Origin of the sequence: Acinetobacter sp. AKBS16 (genome assembly GCF_002899995.1) — a bacterium.
GTDB lineage: Bacteria > Pseudomonadota > Gammaproteobacteria > Pseudomonadales > Moraxellaceae > Acinetobacter > Acinetobacter baumannii.
The window spans coordinates 18,538-35,528 of the sequence record NZ_POYH01000007.1 but is presented as its reverse complement, the minus strand read 5'-3'; the positions used below and the strand labels follow the sequence as shown (position 1 = coordinate 35,528).

Here is a 16,991-nt window from a genome sequence, read left to right as displayed (position 1 = left end):
ACACATATTAGAAGCTCTATTAGAAATTAATTTTTAATTTAAAATGATAATATTTTTCAAATAAGAATCGTTATATAATTCTAAAAACTAAATATTTAGATGCCTTTATAAAGTGAATGATTATTTTGTAAAACAGAGTTTAATTATCTGTCTTTGGTTTTTCTGTATTGCAGGTTTGTTACGTATTGAAGTTTCTTGGTTATCCGAGAATATCACTATCTTAATTCTATTTATTTTGATCACTCTTGGTTCAGTTATATTAGGTTATAGCAATACACATTTTGCTCCTGTACCTAAAGTTAAAATGAGTTTGATCTTACACACAAGGTTTATGGGGTTTTTACTAATTCTCGATTTATTATTTGGTAAATCAGTTTGGTACTTCGATTTAGCGCGAAACTTTGGTTTTCTCGGCTTATTTTTATTAGGCACATTTATTTTCTACAAAAGGAATCTTAATTTAAACGTAGCAAAAATCCCTCCTTTTGAATAAGGGGATTCCAATAAAAAAGCCCCGAATAATCGGGGCTTTTTGTTACACCTTAGGATATGAGCCGCAGCTAAAGCGGCGCAAGGAATTACATGTTAGGGTAATTCGGACCACCGCCACCCTCAGGTGTTACCCAAGTAATATTTTGAGATGGGTCTTTAATATCACAGGTCTTACAGTGAACACAGTTCGCTGCGTTAATCTGGAAGTGTTTAGAGCCGTCATCATTTTCCATGATTTCGTAAACACCAGCAGGACAATAGCGCTGAGCAGGCTCATCCCATTTTGGTAAGTTTACGTTCACTGGAATTGAAGGATCAGTAAGCTTCAAGTGAGCTGGCTGGTTTTCTTCGTGTACAGTGTTTGAGATAAACACAGAAGATAAACGGTCAAATGTCAGTTTGCCATCTGGTTTTGGATAGGTTGGCTTGAAGCTCGTTGCATCAACAGTTTTCAATACAGCGAAGTCTTGTTTCAAGTCATGTAAAGTGAATGGCACTTTAAAGACGTTTTGGTCAATAAAGTTAAATGCACCACCAATCCATTGCCCAAACTTATGCATTGCAGGGCCAAAGTTACGAGCGTTATAAAGCTCTTCTTTTAACCAGCTGTTGTTAAATTTGTCTGTGTAAGAAGTTAATTCTTTAACGAATAAATCTTCGCCTTCGGTTACACGAGCAACCGCAAGATCACCACCTTTTTCAACTCCGGCAGCAATTGCTTCAAATACAGCTTCACCACATAACATGCCTGATTTCATGGCAGTGTGTGAGCCTTTGATTTTCGCAAAGTTTAAGAAACCTGCATCATCACCAATTAAGCAACCACCCGGGAAAGTCAATTTAGGTAAAGAGTTGAAACCGCCTTTCACTACAGCACGTGCGCCGTAAGAAATACGTTTACCACCTTCTAAATACTGTTTGATGAGTGGGTGAGTTTTCCAGCGCTGCATTTCCATGAATGGGTACATGTGTGGATTTTCATAAGACAAGTCCACAATCATACCCAAAGTCACTTGGTTGTTTTCAGCGTGGTATAACCACCAACCACCAGAAGAACCAGTTTCAGACAATGGCCAACCAGCACCGTGCATCACTAGACCCGGTTTATGTTTTGCTGGGTCAATTTCCCAAAGTTCTTTAATCCCGATCCCGTAATGTTGTGGATCTGCATCTTTATCAAGATTATATTTTGCAATTAGGCGTTTACCTAAGTGGCCACGGCAGCCTTCAGCAAAGAGAGTGTATTTAGCGTGAAGTTCATAACCCGGAGTAAAGTTATGTGTAGGCTCGCCATCTTTACCAATACCCATGTCACCAGTTTGAATACCTTTTACAGTACCGTCTTCATGGTAAAGCACTTCAGATGCAGCAAAGCCAGGGAAGATAGAAACTTCTAATTCTTCAGCTTTTTGACCTAACCAGCGAACAACGTTACCTAGCGAGATAACATAGTTCCCGTCATTGTGCATGGTTTTAGGAACCATCCAGTGAGGTGCTTCTTTAGAAGTAGTTTCTGAAAGCAAGAAGAATGTTTTGTCTTCAGTTACAGGTACATTAAGAGGCGCACCTTCTTCTTTCCAGTTCGGGAAAAGTTCATTAATAGCACGCGGTTCAAGTACAGCACCAGATAAGATATGCGCACCTACTTCAGAGCCTTTTTCAACTACACAAACTGAAAGATCGGGTAAGTTATTTTCAATCGCTAATTGACGGATCTTAATCGCAGCAGATAGACCTGCAGGTCCTGCACCTACGATGACAACGTCAAACTCCATCGATTCACGTTCGATGTGTTCCATGTAGGACTCCTCAATACTTAAAGGTGGCAACCGTAATGTCAGATCATCCGGTGCTGCCGTGAGTGTTTTAATCCATAGGCGCAAATATGCTATTGTGCCTTTTATCGTTTGGGCTAGTATAGTTTTAAACCATGATCTAGCCAATTGGCTGAGTCGTCATATTTTTTCGTCAGCAAGGCATAAACTATGGTAAATCAAAATAATTCCCCATCGGATATGGGAAAAATACCGTTATCTGATGATAAAAACTTAATGAACATTGCACAATACTTAAAAGGTGTACAGCAAAGTCACAAAAGGTCAATCCCACCTTTAGAGCAATGGCATCCAAAGCATTGCGGTAAAATGGATTTAACGGTGAAAGCCAATGGAGAATGGTGGCACGAAGGTCAATTAATCAAGCGCCAAGCCCTATTGGATTTGTTTACCAAAGTCCTATGGAAAGAAGAGGGTAAATTCTACCTGAAAACCCCTGTAGAACAAATTGAAATCGAAGTTGAAGATGAACCTTTATTAGTCAATCAGGTAGATCAGATTGAAATTTCAGGTGATGAGTTTCTACAACTGACGACGACCAATCAAGATGTGATTTTAGTTGATGCAGAACACCCGATTTTTATGCGGGAATATGCAGGGGAGTTGCGCCCTTATGTCCATGTTCGATTTGGTATTAATGCGCTTATTCAACGTCAGGCTTTCTATCATCTCGTGAACTATGGAACACTGGTCGAAAATGATAAAGGCGAAACCATTTTGCAGTTAAAAAGTGGTAATTTGCACTTGCAATTAGGCACTTGAGGTTTAAGCTTTATAGAGTGAAATTTTCCGACACTCTCTAGTACTGCCATGACAGCCATACAGCCTTTATTTACTGAATTAGAACCTATGCCTAAAGCATTAGCAGATGCCCCAATTGGTATTTTTGATTCAGGTATTGGAGGTATGTCAGTTGCAGCAGAAATTGCCAAATATTTGCCAAACGAACGTATTGTGTATTATGCAGATACAGCCTATGTTCCGTATGGTCCTCGCTCTGATGAAGAAATCAGGGAACTCACGGCTCGTGCCGTCGACTGGTTATATCGTCAGGGCTGTAAAATTGCGGTCGTAGCTTGTAATACGGCTTCCGCATTTAGCCTTGATCATTTACGAGAACATTATGGCGAACACTTCCCGATTGTTGGCTTGGTACCGGCACTAAAACCTGCCGTATTACAAACTCGTTCTAAAGTGGTTGCAGTATTGGCAACACCAGCTACTTTTCGTGGACAACTCATTAAAGATGTTGTCGAAAAGTTTGCTGTTCCGGCAGGTGTTAAAGTGATGACTCTAACGAGTTTAGAGCTTGTCCCTTGTGTAGAAGCAGGGCAGCAAATGAGCCCTGCTTGTTTAAATGCATTAAGAGAAGTTTTACAACCTGCAGTTGAGCAAGGCGCGGACTATTTGGTACTTGGTTGTACGCACTATCCTTTTTTAAATGAAGCCATTCATCATCTTTTTGATAACCAATTCACACTGGTTGATTCGGGATTGGCAGTTGCCCGACAAACAGCCCGTATTTTAATAAAAAATGAGTTATTATGTGACCAAATGCGTCAGAATGTTGCACGTATTGAATGTTATGTAAGTGGTAATAATGCAGATGCATTACAACCTGTTTTACAAAATATGATTCCACAAGAATTGACATGGACGCTGCACAATCTGAGTTGAGCTCTATTGTAGGCATTCAGAAGAAAGCGTTTTTTTATATTTATTTTTCTTATTTGGGGCGGTTCATAATCTTGGCTGATTCAGGCCATATCAAGATTATGGGGCGATAAGGGTATTGCTATGCTCGATACACGCTATCAGATTTTTATTTCAACCTCAGGTCGCGAGATGCAATCTGAGCGTATGGTTCTTTCCCAAACTTTAGTCAATATGGGATTTTTTGCTTGGGGGTTAGAATATAGAAATCCTCTAACAACGACGCTTGCCCGTCGGCAAATTGATGAATCGGATTATGTTGTTTTGCTGCTGGGTAGTCAGTATGGGGAGCAATCAATTTCAGGGGCGAGTTATTTTTCTTTAGAGTACGAATATGCGTTAAGTCGAGCGAAGCCCATTGTCGTCTTTATGCATGAACAACCTGAAAGTCGTGATATGCATTTACAAGAGACCCATCCGCAGCTTAAAGAGAAATTTCTGGCATTCCGAAAAAAGTTATTACATGAAGCGAATCATATTTTTTATTTTAAAAGCCCACGTGATTTAGAACTTGCTGTCCGTTTAAATATGCCTTTAATGGTTGAACAATATATGGGACAAGGTTGGGTGCCTGCACGCCAAGCGCATCATTTGGAAGATGAAATTAATCGATTAAAAAGTAAAATTTTACAATTAGAACAACAGTTATCAGAGTCATCAATTCAAGCAAATGAAGTGGCACCGCAAGATGTTTTTGCTTTTGAATATCAAATTCAGGCTTTTCAAGATGGCAACTTTAAAGAGCTTAAGCGCCAGAGACAAATGACTTGGTCTCAACTGTTAAGTATTTTGGCTAAACATTTTGAGACAGCCATGCCAGAAGAGAACTTTGGGACTTGCCTCAATGAGTATTTAAATCAGGACGGGTTAGAAGACGCTCGCCAAGAGTTGCCTAGAGCCCATGCAGTGGCAGGTGCACAAATTAATCATAAGGCCCTGTTTCGTATTAAAAAGCAAATGCAATCACAAGGATGGATTGTTCCAACCAAGATTGATCAACAACATAGTTTATGGAAAGTAACGACCAAAGCCCAAAAGCTCTTGCTCAGTTATAAATGGAATCATCGGAGTACTCGATTAAAAGCTTAGAGCGATTCAATTTAGATATGACCATGAAAGCTGTTACATTAGTGTCATAAGATGAACTGAAAGGCATTTACACATGTCGTTTGAACAAAAACCGAAAGTTACTGTCATTTTAGCGAATTTAGGCACACCGGATGAGGCAACTGTCCCAGCAGTGCGCCGTTTTTTAAAGCAGTTTTTATCTGATCCACGTGTAATTGAAATTCCAAAATTCATTTGGTGGATTATTTTAAATCTGTTTGTTTTACCTTTTCGCCCAAAAAGAGTAGCGCATGCCTATGCTTCGGTATGGTCTAGCGATTCACCAATGCGTGAAATTGTATTTGAGCAAACTCAACGTGTGCAGGCTTATTTAGAGCGTGAAAATAAACAGTTTGATTTAACTGTGTTGCCCGCTATGACTTATGGTAATCCGGGTATTGATGCAGTTTTAGAAAAATTGTCGGCTCATCCACAAGAGCATGTCATTTTACTGCCTTTATTTCCCCAATATTCTGCGACATCGACTGCTCCATTATATGATGCTTTTGCTAAGTGGATTCCTACTCAGCGAAATTTGCCGGGTCTGACCATTATTAAAGATTATTATCAACATCCAATGTTTATTCAGGCATTGGCAGAAAGTGTTTTAGCTTACCAAGAGCAACATGGCAAACCTGAAAAACTGTTGATGTCATTTCACGGTATTCCACAGCCTTATGCAGACAAAGGCGACCCTTATGCAGACCGTTGTCGTATTACCGCAAAGTTAGTCGCTGAAGCTTTGCATTTAAAAGATGATGAATGGGCAATTAGTTTCCAATCACGTTTTGGCAAACAAGAATGGGTGAAACCTTATACTGATCAACTTTTACAAGATTGGGCGAAGCAGGGCGTTAAGTCTGTTCAGGTCTTAAGCCCAGCTTTTTCTGCTGACTGCTTGGAAACGCTTGAAGAGCTCGCTATTCAAAATGCTGAGTTATTTCAGCAAGCTGGTGGCGGAAGCTATGCTTACATTCCTGCTTTAAACAGTGATCAAGCGCATATTGATTTGCTTGCAGGTTTCGTTCAGGCTAATCTTGATGCCCTTACCCATACCTTAGCCCACCGTTAATTGCGTTTTAGCCAGAGGTTTTTATGCTGCAAGTCAAAATTGTTCCAGTTACTGCTTTTGCTCAAAATTGTTCTTTAGTTTGGGACAGTGAAACAAAAGAAGCAGTTTTGATTGATGCAGGCGGTGATGCTGCTGTTTTGAAGAAAGAAGTAGAAGCCTTAGGTTTAAAAGTAAAGGCGTTATGGCTTACTCATGGGCATTTAGATCACGCAGGGGCTGTAGGTGAACTCGCAAAAGAGTGGAGTGTTCCTGTTGTTGGTCCGCATAAAGAAGATCAGTTCTGGCTAGATATGATTCAGGAAGTTTCGGCACGTTATGGTTTTCCAATCCCACAGCCTGTAAAAGTCGATCAATGGCTTGAAGGCGGTGAAGTGCTAAAACTGGGTGAAGATGAGTTTGAAGTGCGTTTTGCACCAGGACATACACCAGGTCACGTCATGTTCTATAACAAGAATCATGGTTTACTCTGGACTGGCGATGTCCTGTTTAAAGGCTCAATTGGAAGAACAGATTTTCCACGTGGTAATCATGATCAGCTGATTGAATCAATTCAGCGTGAGTGTTTTAGCTTACCAGATGAAACCCAGTTTATTTCAGGGCATGGACCAATGAGTACCATTGGCTATGAAAAACAATTTAACCCGTTTGTCGCAGGTAAAGCGGGTTAATCCTCATAATCATCTTCATGCTGACTACCCTTGTCTTGCTGAGGAGCATCTTGGGTAGGCAGTCTATATTCATCGTTTGCCCAAGCGCCTAAATCAATAAGTTTGCAACGTTCAGAACAAAACGGGCGAAATTCATTACCTTCCCAAACACTTGATTCACCACAGCGTGGGCAGGGAAATGTACGTGGCATAAAGCAGTAACCTCAAAGTGAAGAGAAATAGATTAGGCAAAAGTCAGGTGACTTGTTAGACTTGTGCCGATTTTTATTTAGTTTGATGTGATTATGCAGATTCGTCAATTTCAAGCACAACGTATGCAAGCGCCTCGCGATTTTACCCCAATTGAAAATACTCCGATTTGTGTGGAAATTGGGGCAGGCAAAGGTAAACATGCTTTGCTATTTAGTGGGCAAAATCCTCAGCACACGTTATATGCAATTGAACGAACTAGAGAAAAATTCTTGGCCATGCAAAAGCAGCATGGTTTGGAACCACGAGACAACTTGGTGCCTGTACATGCAGATGCTTTACCTTGGGTTGTACATGCTCTATATCCTGCTCAAGTAGAACATTTCTTTATCCTCTATCCGAACCCAGAACCTCATAATCCGGCACAACGCTGGTTGAACATGCCATTTTTTGAGTTCCTGTTATCACGCCTGAAAACAGGTGGAACGATTACATTGGCAAGTAATATTCCTGAATATATTGAAGAAGCTGAACAACAGTTATTAAACGTGTGGAAGCTGCCTTACCAAAAAGAAAAAATTGCGCAAACTTCTGCACGTACTCATTTTGAAATTAAATATTTAGAGCGTGGCGAGCTTTGTCAGCAGCTTATTATGACCAAGCCTGAAGGTTATAACACTCGTTTTGATGAGTTTGCACCGCTACAAGGGCAAATACATGTCGAATAAGCGGATTGCCATTATTGGTGCGGGGCCGGCTGGTTTAATGGCCGCGGAGGTGCTGAGCCAGTATGCTTATGAAATTGATGTGTTTGAGCAAAAACCTTCGGCTGCGCGTAAGTTTTTGATGGCTGGTAAAACAGGGCTAAATATCTCGCATGCTGAACCATTACCCCAGTTCATTGAGCGTTATGACCATGCAGAATGGCTCAAACCGTGGGTTGAAAAATGGGATGCAGTCTGGATTCAGAACTGGATGAAAAGTCTAGGAATAGACTCGTATGTGGGTAGTTCCGGTCGTATTTTCCCTGTCGAAATGAAAGCTGCTCCTTTACTGCGTGCTTGGCTAAAACGTTTAGCAGAACAGCAGGTTAAATTCTTTTATCGTCATCGTTGTATTAATTTGCATGGTACAACAGTGACTTTAGAAAACCAAAATAAACAGAATACTGAAACCTTTACCCAGCAATACGATGCAGTCGTGTTGGCTTGTGGGGCTGTATCTTGGTCTCAATTGGGCAGTGATGGTGCTTGGCAACAATGGATGGATCAATCTAGTATTGAACCTTTTCAAGCAAGTAATGCAGGGGTATTGCACACTTGGTCAGCTTTTATGGAAAGCTGTTTTGGTGAGCCTTTAAAGCGTATCAATGCGTGGGTTGAACCCAGCCAAGTTGCTCATGGTGATATTGTGATTACTTACTACGGTTTAGAAAGTGGGGTCATTTATAAACTCGGACGTGCCTTAAGAGAACAACAAAAACAAGGAAAAAGCTTAAATCTATTTTTAGATTTATTGCCTGATGTAGAGCTTACACAGTTAGTTAAAAAGTTACAGGCTAGTAAAAAACAATCTCTCACCAATATCTGGCGTAAAGCAGGCTTAGACACAGCTAAAATTAACTTAATTAGAGAAGTAGTTGATAAAGCACTATGGAGTCAACCAGAGACGATGGCGCAAAAAATGAAAGCACTTCAAATTAAGTTAGATGGCTTTAGGCCTATTGAAGAAGCGATTAGCTGTGCTGGTGGTGTTAAGCAAGATGCATTAACTGAAAGTTTAGAGTTGAAACAAACTTCAGGTGTTTTTTGCTGTGGCGAAATGCTGGATTGGGATGCTCCTACAGGAGGATATTTGCTGACAGCATGCTTTGCTACGGGACGAGCAGCTGGTGAAGGTGTGCATTCATTCTTAGAAAAATAACAACGAATTCGGTGCTATGTTTGATATGTGAAAAGTGTTATTTTTGAGCGATCAATAATAATAGGAGCCGGAATCGTATGTCTCAAGCATCGCCAGTCTATCAGGGAAGTTGTTTATGTCAGGGTATTCGCTATGAAATTAAAGGCGATATCGGAGATATTATCCAATGCCATTGTCAACGCTGCCGAAAATCCAATGGAACAGCATTTGCAACGAATGCTCCTATCAACAGTGCAGATTTTAAAATTACGCAAGGTGAAGGCCTTATCAAAAAATTTGCTGTGAATGGTGTGTACCGTTGGTTTTGTAGCGAATGTGGTTCACCGCTTATTAGCTCGCGTGATGCTCAGCCTGAACTGTATCGTTTAAGAATTGGGACACTAGATACACCATTAGACCAAAAACCGACTATGCATATTTTTGCTGCTTCAAAGGCAGAGTGGGAATGCATCCATGACGATTTACCGCAATACGATGAACGTCCATGATTTAAAAAGTATGTTTTAATCAAATTTTAGATGATTTAATATACCTAAAACAGGGAGATGGCATTCCTCCCTTGAAAAACCGCCGTATTGGCTAATGATGCCTACGTTACCCTCATGTATTTATAGCGCTGGGTACGTAGGTTATTGCGTACTCTGCTTATTTTTGGAGTGCGCCATGTCACGTTTCCCATCATTTTTGTTTGCTCTTTTAGCATCTTACTAAAGGGGTGGTTCTATGTATTATCCTTTACTTTCAATTGCCTTAGGTTCAGTTCTTGGGGCGTGGCTGCGTTGGTTTTTAGGTTTAAAACTCAACCCGATTTATCCGCAAATTCCGTTGGGTACTGTTACTGTTAATTTGGTCGGTGGCTTTATTATTGGTTTTGCGATGGCTTATTTTGCTCATAGTGATTTAAGTCCGAACTATAAACTTTTCGTAATCACAGGTTTTTGTGGTGCTTTAACTACATTCTCAACTTTCTCAATTGAGATCGTCACCTTATTGCAAAGTGGTAAGTGGGGAATAGCAATGTTGGCCATTTCTATTCATTTAATTGGGTCTTTAATTTTTACGTGTTTGGGGTTGGCGACTTATTATTGGGTAGCGGGCAACTGATTATTGGGATGTTTAAGGAGAGAGATATACGGCACGGCCTCCGTTTTACGATATTCTCAAAGAGCATTTGTATAGGCATACCTTACTTTTGAAAGATCAAAAGTAAGCAAAAATCTTCTGTTTCGCTGATGCTACATCCATGTAGCACAGCAAAACAGCGGCATCCATGCCGCTTGTCACGATAGTAAATGACGAATTAAAAACTTCTGATTTATTTTTGGGATTTGATACGCGTTAAAGTCATCAACAGCCTGACTGAAATCAGCTATATCTTGTTTTTGCAAGATAGTTGATAAGTGTAAACAGGGAACAGGTTCTGTTGATGACAAATGCCTTTGGTCTTGCATGGCTTTAATCGCCATTCAGGGCAAAACCAAAGTAACAGAATTAGCTACTTTCATTTGAGAATAAACGGTAAGACTCCCTCGTGTATTCACAAATTCTTAATTACTTTTCAGTTAAAGCCTGACCTTCAAACTTCACACCATCCCAACCATTTTGCATAAACTGACGAATATTTTGGTGGTCAGTTCCTTCTGGGGTAGCTAATACAGATGCGTAGTGCTCTGCAAATAAACTTAAAGTTTGTGCTTGGTCTAAACCTTGTAACTTGGCAAAAGAGAAAACTTTTGCACTGCCTTGATTTTCAGTTGCAGCGTTATGCTGTGCGCCATTTTGAAAAGCTGTTGGAGTATGTTGGTAGCGTGCTTCAATATAAGCTAAAACGTCTGAAAATTTTGCTGTGCCTGCTTGTAATTGGGCAAGTAACTCTTGTGCCATAATCTTAAACTTCCTAACAAATGGGGCTTAAGCATAGCATCGAATACACGCTTTGAAAGCGTGGGAGCTATAAAAAAATGATGGGATATTTGGAAAATTGAGAATATTTTTTAGACAAGATGTGGATAAGTTTTAGTTTATACACAACTGAAAAAAATATAGAAAAAATCCACATAAAAAAAGAAGCCTAAGTGGAGGAGATGAGTCTTAGGCTTCCAATGATTTAAGTGTATTGGTTAAAACTTAACGTAAGATTAACTTTTACGATTGAAGCGGGCGAAGCGTTTGTTAAAGCTTGCAACACGCCCTTCATTACTTGCTTGACGTACTTCACCTGTATAGAACGGGTGTGATGCACTTGAAATATCAAGAGTCACATAAGGATAGACTTGTCCTTGATATTCTTTGGTTTGTTTCGTCTGAATGGTACTACCAATTAAGAAGTACACGTCTGCATTGGTGTCATGAAATAACACTTGTTGATAAGCAGGATGAATATCTTTACGCATGAGAGATTGTCCTAAATTATTTTTGATTAAAGAAATGTTATAACATAACAATTAATAAGTCAATGTAACCCTAAAAGGCTACATTGATAAGTAAATTAAGTTAGTTAGAAGGTGGAACCAGCTCTTCAAATAAATCATTCAGGTTGTCATGTACTTTTAAGTGAATGAGGTTCCAGTAGTGTCCTGAAATGGTTCTATTGACCATTAATGTATCTGGTGAAGGTTTAAAGACATCCCAATATTTTAAAGACTTTTTCACGAGTAACATGCCATCATGATGGGAGGAATTCTCTGCAAAATCATAGGTTGTGGTAAGTGGACGCAATAACACTTCAATCCAGAGCTTATAAAGATCGCTCGGGAATTTACCTTTTTCTGCTAGTGAATGTAGTTCGAGTAATTCTGTTTCAATTAAGTCGATATCTTCATGGCGAGCTGCATTCACCAGTCGTTTGAAACTATACACAATTTCATTGGAAAGTGTTTTAACACTGCCATAGTCATAAATAATCACACTACCATCTTGGCGGAAGGCAAAGTTACCTGGGTGGGGGTCACAGTGGAAACGTTTTAAAAAGAACATTTCCTGACCCAAAGCGCGGATTAGACGACGGCCAATTGTGTTTCGAATTTCGATAGGCCAAGAACTAGCAATTTCAATACTGTCACCTTGTTCAAGGCTTAAGGTTAAAATACGTCTTGAAGAATAATCTTTATAAACGGTCGGGATAATAATTTTGTCGTCTAATTTACTATGAAAAGTTTTAAAGACTTCAAGATTTTGAGCTTCGATTTCATAGTTAAGTTCTGCTGATAGACTATCTTGAATCTCTGCAAAAAGCTGATCTTGCAATTTTTTATCAATTTTAAGTACACCCATTAAGCGAAGGGCTAAACGTACTTGTTTTAAGTCACTTTCACAGGCTTCATCAACACCGGGATATTGAACTTTAACCACAACTTGTTCGCCACTTGGCAGAACAGCTTTGTGAACTTGCCCAATCGATGCAGCAGCAAAAGGTTCTTGTTCAAAAGATTTAAAGGCAACATTCAGCGGTTTGCCAAGCTCACGTTCAACTTGTTGCTGAATCGCTGCAAAAGGCATAGCTGGAGCTTGGCGTTGTAGTTTTGATATCGCTTTGGCGACTTCGGGCGGGAAGATGTCTTTATATTGCGATGCAATTTGCCCGACCTTCATGACCGCACCTTTCATTTCTCCCAAGGTGTCTGCAATTTGAAGTCCGATATCTTGAAATAATTTTGTTTTTGCAGCCAGTTTCTGTTCTTCATCCGCAGTCAGGTTTCGAATCGAGTTAGAAACGGTTTTTGTTGCAATGCTCGCGGTCATTCCTGCAAGTTTCATAAATCGTTTGCCAGGTGAACTTGCATTCTTTGCCATATCTTCGATACCTCATTGACTACAACATAATATTGCCTAGGTTTGATCATAGGTGACAAAACTTAAAAAGCCTATAAGAAATTGTTTATCTCCTGTAAGAAAATTTTCGAAAAACAAAATGTTATTTTTATAGTAAAAAATATGAAAAGCTTTTGAAAATTCATTTCATAAACAAAGCTTTAATATCTATAAAGTCACTGTTTTTTTAGTGCTAAGGTGAAGGGCATGTTAAATAAGAAATAGAGACAATAAAACTTATGACCAGTCTAAATTCGTCCTATGGGCGCTCTCAAGCGGTTCCTTTATCTGTATTCGAGCAGTCAAAAGACGCACATATTATTCGTTCTGATGAAGAGGCAATAGAGGTTGCCAAGCAACTTGCTCAAGAGTTTGCCCAAGAAGCATCAGATCGAGATAGAGAGCGCCGTTTACCCTTAAATGAAATTCAACAATTCTCACAAAGTGGCTTGTGGGCCATTACAGTACCTAAGCAATTTGGTGGGGCGCAAGTCAAGTACCGAACTTTAGCGGAAGTGATCAAAACAATTGCGAGTGTTGACCCTTCTCTTGCTCAGTTGCCTCAAAACCACTTGGCTTTTATTGAACATTTAAGACTAGATGCGAAACCTGAACAGCAACAGTTCTTCTTTAACTTGGTGTTAAGAGGAATTCGTTTTGGGAATGCATTTTCGGAAAAACACAGTAAGACAGTAGCAGACCTCACTACCACATTACGAAAGACCGAGCATGGTTATGAAATTAATGGCAAGAAATTCTTTGCAACGGGTGCCTTGCTCGCACATTGGATTCCAATTGTTGCTGTAAATGAACAAGGACAACCTTATGCTGCACTTGTGCCACGTGAAACATCTGGGGTCAATATTATTAATGATTGGTCTGGTTTTGGACAACGTACTACAGCTAGTGGCACGGTAGAGCTGAATCAGGTGCCAGTACGTGAAGAATATCTAGTTCCAATTTACCAAGCATTTGAGCGCCCAACACCAGCAGGTGCTATTTCTCAGTTTATTCAGGCTGCGGTCGATGCCGGTATTGCACGTGGTGCAATTGAAGAAACGATTCAATATGTCAAAAACCATAGCCGTGCATGGATTGATTCAGGTCTGGAAAAAGCCAGTGATGACCCTTACACCATTGCAAATATTGGTGACCTAAAAATCAAACTGCGTGCAGCAGAAGCGGTATTGGATTTGGCTGGAGATGCAATTGATCAGGCCATTGCCGGCACCACCGAAGAACATGTAAACCAAGCCACTCTATTGGTTGCCGAGGCAAAAGTACTCACCACAGAAATTGCTATTTTGGCAGCCAATAAACTTTTTGAGTTATCGGGTACGCGTTCTACTTTATCTGAACTCAACCTTGACCGTCACTGGCGCAATGCCCGTACCCACACTTTGCATGACCCTGTGCGTTGGAAATATCACATTGTTGGTAACTATTATCTCAATGGGGTTCAGCCACCTCGTCATGCATGGAGCTAAATTGAAAGAAAAAACAAAATTAGGAGAATAACGATGACAACAGCTCAAATTGAATTAGAAGAACTGTCGGTCGGTGCTGATTACGAAAAGGTTGCAAACAGATTCCGTCCCATTTTCGAAAAAATTGCACAAGGTGCAATTCAACGGGAAAAAGAGCGAATCTTGCCTTTTGAGCCGATTCAGTGGTTAAAAGAAGCCAAGTTGGGCGCTGTACGAATACCCCGTAAATATGGTGGAGATGGGGTTTCATTACCTCAACTGTTCCAGCTTTTGGCAGAGTTAGCAGAAGCTGATTCCAATATTGTGCAAGCTTTACGAGGTCATTTCGCATTTGTTGAAGACCGCTTGGTTGCTCATAAAGAGCATTCTCAGGAAGTCTGGTTTCAGCGCTTTGTACAAGGTGATTTAGTCGGGAATGCGTGGACAGAAGTTGGAAACGTACAGATCGGCGATGTCGTTACTCGTGTCACCAAAGACGCTTCGGGTAACTTGGTGGTAAATGGTGAAAAGTACTATTCAACAGGAAGTATTTTTGCAGACTGGATTGATTTATTTGCTTACGATGAAGTAAATGACCGTCATGTGATTGCTGCTATTTACCGCCATGAAACAGGGGTGAGCGTGATTGATGACTGGGATGGTTTTGGTCAAAAGACAACGGGCAGTGGTACTTTAAAAGTACATCAGGTTTATTTGCCAGCTTCACACCTTATTCCATTTGACCAACGTTTTAAATATCAGACCGCTTTTTATCAGGTGGTGCATCTTGCAACTTTAACGGGTATTGCGCGTGCCGCGGTTGAGACGTTTAGTCAGGAAATTCGTGAACGTAAACGTATTTTTAGTCATGGTAATGGGGACTTAGTTCGTCACGACCCACAAGTTTTACAAGTGGTTGGCAAAGCCTCAGCTCAAGCGTATGCAAGTGAAGCAATTACCTTAAAAACCGCTGAGGCACTGCAAAAAGCCTATGAAAGTCATTTTGCCGAATCCGAAGTGAAAGAGCATCAATTCAATGTAGATGCCGAGCTTGAGTCGGCACAAGGGCAGGTGGTGATTTCTAATCTAGTACTCGATTTAACAAGCCAGTTATTTAATGCCTTAGGGGCATCGGCGAGTAGCCAAGTGAAACAACTTGACCGTTTCTGGCGTAATGCTCGGACAGTGTCTTCACATAATCCACTTATTTACAAAGAAAAAGTAATTGGAGATTGGGAAGTAAACCGTACGGATTTACCATTTGTCTGGCAAATTGGAGCAAGCCCACGGGCAAAGACTGCATAAAATAAAAAAAGCCGATGTTTCATCGGCTTTTTTATTAGGTTTGACTTAAACGTTTGGTATTTAAATAGAGTCGTGAGAGCAATAAAACACAGGCAATACTTAAACCAATAATTAAACCTAACCACACACCAGCTACGCCCCAATCGGTATAACGCGCTAAATAAAGACCGATTGGAAAAGCAATTACCCAATACGCCATTAAGGTGATCCACATCGGTGCCTGAGTATCTTGCATACCTCTTAAACAGCCGGCAGCGCTGACTTGTAGAGCATCCATTAATTGATATGCCATTGCAAACCAGAGCAAATACATGGCAACCGGCACAACATTTATATCTTGAGTATAAACCGAGACAATTTGTTCACGGCCTAGAGCAATAAAAGACATGGTCAATAGAGCAAAAAATACTGCTGTGCTTAGACCAATTTTTTGTACTTGGTACATGGAAGCCCAGTTCTTTTCACCATAATACGTCCCCACACGAATGGTTAAAGCAATGGCAAGAGAAAGTGGAATCATAAACAGTACCGAAGTGACTGAAATTGCTACTTGGTGTGCGGCAATAAAGACTTCCCCTAGAGGGCTAAGGACCAATGCCCCTGTACTAAAAATACTCACTTCAAAAAACACAGCTAAACCAATTGGCAGACCAAGCTGTAAAATTCTTTTAACCCAAGTCAGGTTAATCTTATCGAATCTGCTAAAAATAGATGTGTTTCGATAAGCCGAAGCCTTATAAATATAGCCTGCTAACGTAATGAGCATGAGCCACTGTAAAATGGATGTTGCAAAACCACAGCCTGCGCTACCCAAAGCAGGTATTGGTCCTAAGCCATACATAAAAATCATGTTAAGCGGGATTAAAACCACTAAGGCTAGTAAGCTAATGACCGTGACAGGGCGGGGATGGCCTAATGCTTCGGAATAGCCTCGGAGCGCTGCATACATTGTTACAGCGGGCATACCCAAACCAATTGCATGTAAGAATAAACTGGCTTTAGGCTGTAAACTTTCTGGTACGCCAAACACATGTAAGAAAAATGGCATAAGCTGCAAAATGAGCATCGCCAATATCCCTAGAATTACTGCAACCCATAATGATTGGCGGACAATCACTGGAATTTGCTCTGTATTTCTAGCGCCTTTTGCTTCGGCAACTAATGGTGTGGTTGCAATCATGATGCCACTGAACAAGAGCATGACTGGAATCCATAAGCCTACACCTACCGCAATAGCGGCTAAGTCTGCGGCAGATAAATGCCCAGCCATAATGGTATCAATTAACCCGAACCCTGCTTGAGCAAACTGCGTAATTAAAATAGGTAACATTAAATGGAAGAGTTGTTTTAATTCAGACCGAAACGACGTGACATTCGACACAAAAGGTACTCTTTATAAATATAAAAATGA

18 protein-coding genes, 1 pseudogene and 1 riboswitch are annotated in these 16,991 nt (G+C 40.4%); of the genes and pseudogenes, 13 read left to right on the top strand and 6 right to left on the bottom strand.

Annotated features, from left to right (window positions below):
• The first annotated feature begins 112 nt into the window (after positions 1 to 112).
• Positions 113 to 493: a hypothetical protein gene (locus C1642_RS19020; protein WP_001000885.1), complete on the top strand. Its 381-nt coding sequence runs from the start codon at positions 113 to 115 to the stop codon at positions 491 to 493.
• 85 nt (positions 494 to 578) lie between these two features.
• Here the strand turns inward: C1642_RS19020 and C1642_RS00985 are convergent, their stop codons facing one another.
• Positions 579 to 2,291: an electron transfer flavoprotein-ubiquinone oxidoreductase gene (locus C1642_RS00985; RefSeq protein ID WP_103235778.1), complete on the bottom strand. Its 1,713-nt coding sequence runs from the start codon at positions 2,289 to 2,291 to the stop codon at positions 579 to 581.
• A gap of 186 nt (positions 2,292 to 2,477) precedes the next feature.
• Here C1642_RS00985 and C1642_RS00980 point away from each other — a divergent pair, with 186 nt between their 5' ends.
• From C1642_RS00980 to C1642_RS00960, 5 genes are all read left to right on the top strand, one after another.
• Complete coding sequence (locus tag C1642_RS00980) at positions 2,478 to 3,089, top strand: DUF1285 domain-containing protein (RefSeq protein WP_000248028.1); 612 nt, start codon at positions 2,478 to 2,480, stop codon at positions 3,087 to 3,089.
• A 48-nt stretch (positions 3,090 to 3,137) separates the two neighbouring features.
• A complete protein-coding gene (murI, locus tag C1642_RS00975) occupies positions 3,138 to 4,004 on the top strand; it encodes a glutamate racemase (protein WP_005129809.1) in 867 nt (288 codons plus the stop codon).
• A gap of 120 nt (positions 4,005 to 4,124) precedes the next feature.
• Positions 4,125 to 5,129 carry a DUF4062 domain-containing protein gene (locus C1642_RS00970; RefSeq protein ID WP_031978493.1) on the top strand — a complete coding sequence of 335 codons (1,005 nt, stop codon included), beginning with the start codon at positions 4,125 to 4,127 and terminating at the stop codon, positions 5,127 to 5,129.
• Positions 5,130 to 5,202: 73 nt separating this feature from the next.
• Positions 5,203 to 6,219 (top strand): ferrochelatase, encoded by a 1,017-nt coding sequence (gene hemH, locus C1642_RS00965; protein WP_103235777.1) that lies wholly within the window; start codon positions 5,203 to 5,205, stop codon positions 6,217 to 6,219.
• Between the two features lie 23 nt (positions 6,220 to 6,242).
• Positions 6,243 to 6,887, top strand: coding sequence for an MBL fold metallo-hydrolase (locus C1642_RS00960; RefSeq protein WP_000942273.1), 645 nt, complete (start codon positions 6,243 to 6,245; stop codon positions 6,885 to 6,887).
• Here the strand turns inward: C1642_RS00960 and C1642_RS00955 are convergent.
• Positions 6,884 to 7,078, bottom strand: coding sequence for a DNA gyrase inhibitor YacG (locus C1642_RS00955; protein ID WP_103235776.1), 195 nt, complete (start codon positions 7,076 to 7,078; stop codon positions 6,884 to 6,886). The genes C1642_RS00960 and C1642_RS00955 overlap by 4 nt on opposite strands.
• Positions 7,079 to 7,165: 87 nt before the next feature.
• Between C1642_RS00955 and C1642_RS00950 the strand changes: the two genes are divergently transcribed.
• The 5 genes and pseudogenes from C1642_RS00950 (at position 7,166) to C1642_RS00930 (ending at position 10,396) form a co-directional block, all read left to right on the top strand.
• A complete protein-coding gene (locus C1642_RS00950) occupies positions 7,166 to 7,804 on the top strand; it encodes an SAM-dependent methyltransferase (RefSeq protein WP_160945178.1) in 639 nt (212 codons plus the stop codon).
• The gene (locus C1642_RS00945) at positions 7,794 to 8,999 is read left to right on the top strand and encodes a TIGR03862 family flavoprotein (protein ID WP_103235775.1); all 1,206 of its coding nucleotides are present in this window, start codon (positions 7,794 to 7,796) and stop codon (positions 8,997 to 8,999) included. Before C1642_RS00950 ends, C1642_RS00945 begins: the two co-directional genes overlap by 11 nt.
• Positions 9,000 to 9,076: 77 nt before the next feature.
• Positions 9,077 to 9,487 (top strand): GFA family protein, encoded by a 411-nt coding sequence (locus C1642_RS00940; RefSeq protein WP_000075986.1) that lies wholly within the window; start codon positions 9,077 to 9,079, stop codon positions 9,485 to 9,487.
• Between the two features lie 44 nt (positions 9,488 to 9,531).
• Positions 9,532 to 9,598, top strand: a riboswitch (Fluoride riboswitch).
• Between the two features lie 124 nt (positions 9,599 to 9,722).
• Positions 9,723 to 10,103 (top strand): fluoride efflux transporter CrcB, encoded by a 381-nt coding sequence (crcB, locus tag C1642_RS00935; RefSeq protein WP_031987200.1) that lies wholly within the window; start codon positions 9,723 to 9,725, stop codon positions 10,101 to 10,103.
• Between the two features lie 166 nt (positions 10,104 to 10,269).
• Positions 10,270 to 10,396 (top strand): annotated as a pseudogene (locus C1642_RS00930) (hypothetical protein).
• 154 nt (positions 10,397 to 10,550) lie between these two features.
• Here the strand turns inward: C1642_RS00930 and C1642_RS00925 are convergent.
• The 3 genes from C1642_RS00925 to C1642_RS00915 all read right to left on the bottom strand — a co-directional run bounded on the left by C1642_RS00925 (position 10,551) and on the right by C1642_RS00915 (position 12,791).
• Positions 10,551 to 10,883, bottom strand: a complete 333-nt coding sequence (locus C1642_RS00925) for a HopJ type III effector protein (protein WP_000046495.1) — start codon at positions 10,881 to 10,883, stop codon at positions 10,551 to 10,553.
• Between the two features lie 254 nt (positions 10,884 to 11,137).
• On the bottom strand, positions 11,138 to 11,392 hold the full coding sequence (locus C1642_RS00920; RefSeq protein ID WP_001224256.1) for a type B 50S ribosomal protein L31: 255 nt from the start codon (positions 11,390 to 11,392) through the stop codon (positions 11,138 to 11,140).
• Between the two features lie 100 nt (positions 11,393 to 11,492).
• Positions 11,493 to 12,791 (bottom strand): ABC1 kinase family protein, encoded by a 1,299-nt coding sequence (locus C1642_RS00915; protein ID WP_001096915.1) that lies wholly within the window; start codon positions 12,789 to 12,791, stop codon positions 11,493 to 11,495.
• Between the two features lie 257 nt (positions 12,792 to 13,048).
• Here C1642_RS00915 and C1642_RS00910 point away from each other — a divergent pair, with 257 nt between their 5' ends.
• The gene (locus C1642_RS00910) at positions 13,049 to 14,296 is read left to right on the top strand and encodes an SfnB family sulfur acquisition oxidoreductase (RefSeq protein ID WP_103235774.1); all 1,248 of its coding nucleotides are present in this window, start codon (positions 13,049 to 13,051) and stop codon (positions 14,294 to 14,296) included.
• A 33-nt stretch (positions 14,297 to 14,329) separates the two neighbouring features.
• Complete coding sequence (locus C1642_RS00905) at positions 14,330 to 15,580, top strand: acyl-CoA dehydrogenase family protein (protein WP_103235773.1); 1,251 nt, start codon at positions 14,330 to 14,332, stop codon at positions 15,578 to 15,580.
• 34 nt (positions 15,581 to 15,614) lie between these two features.
• On the opposite strand, the gene abeM is transcribed toward C1642_RS00905, so the two are convergent.
• Positions 15,615 to 16,961, bottom strand: coding sequence for a multidrug efflux MATE transporter AbeM (abeM, locus tag C1642_RS00900; RefSeq protein ID WP_005112202.1), 1,347 nt, complete (start codon positions 16,959 to 16,961; stop codon positions 15,615 to 15,617).
• Positions 16,962 to 16,991: the final 30 nt, after the last annotated feature.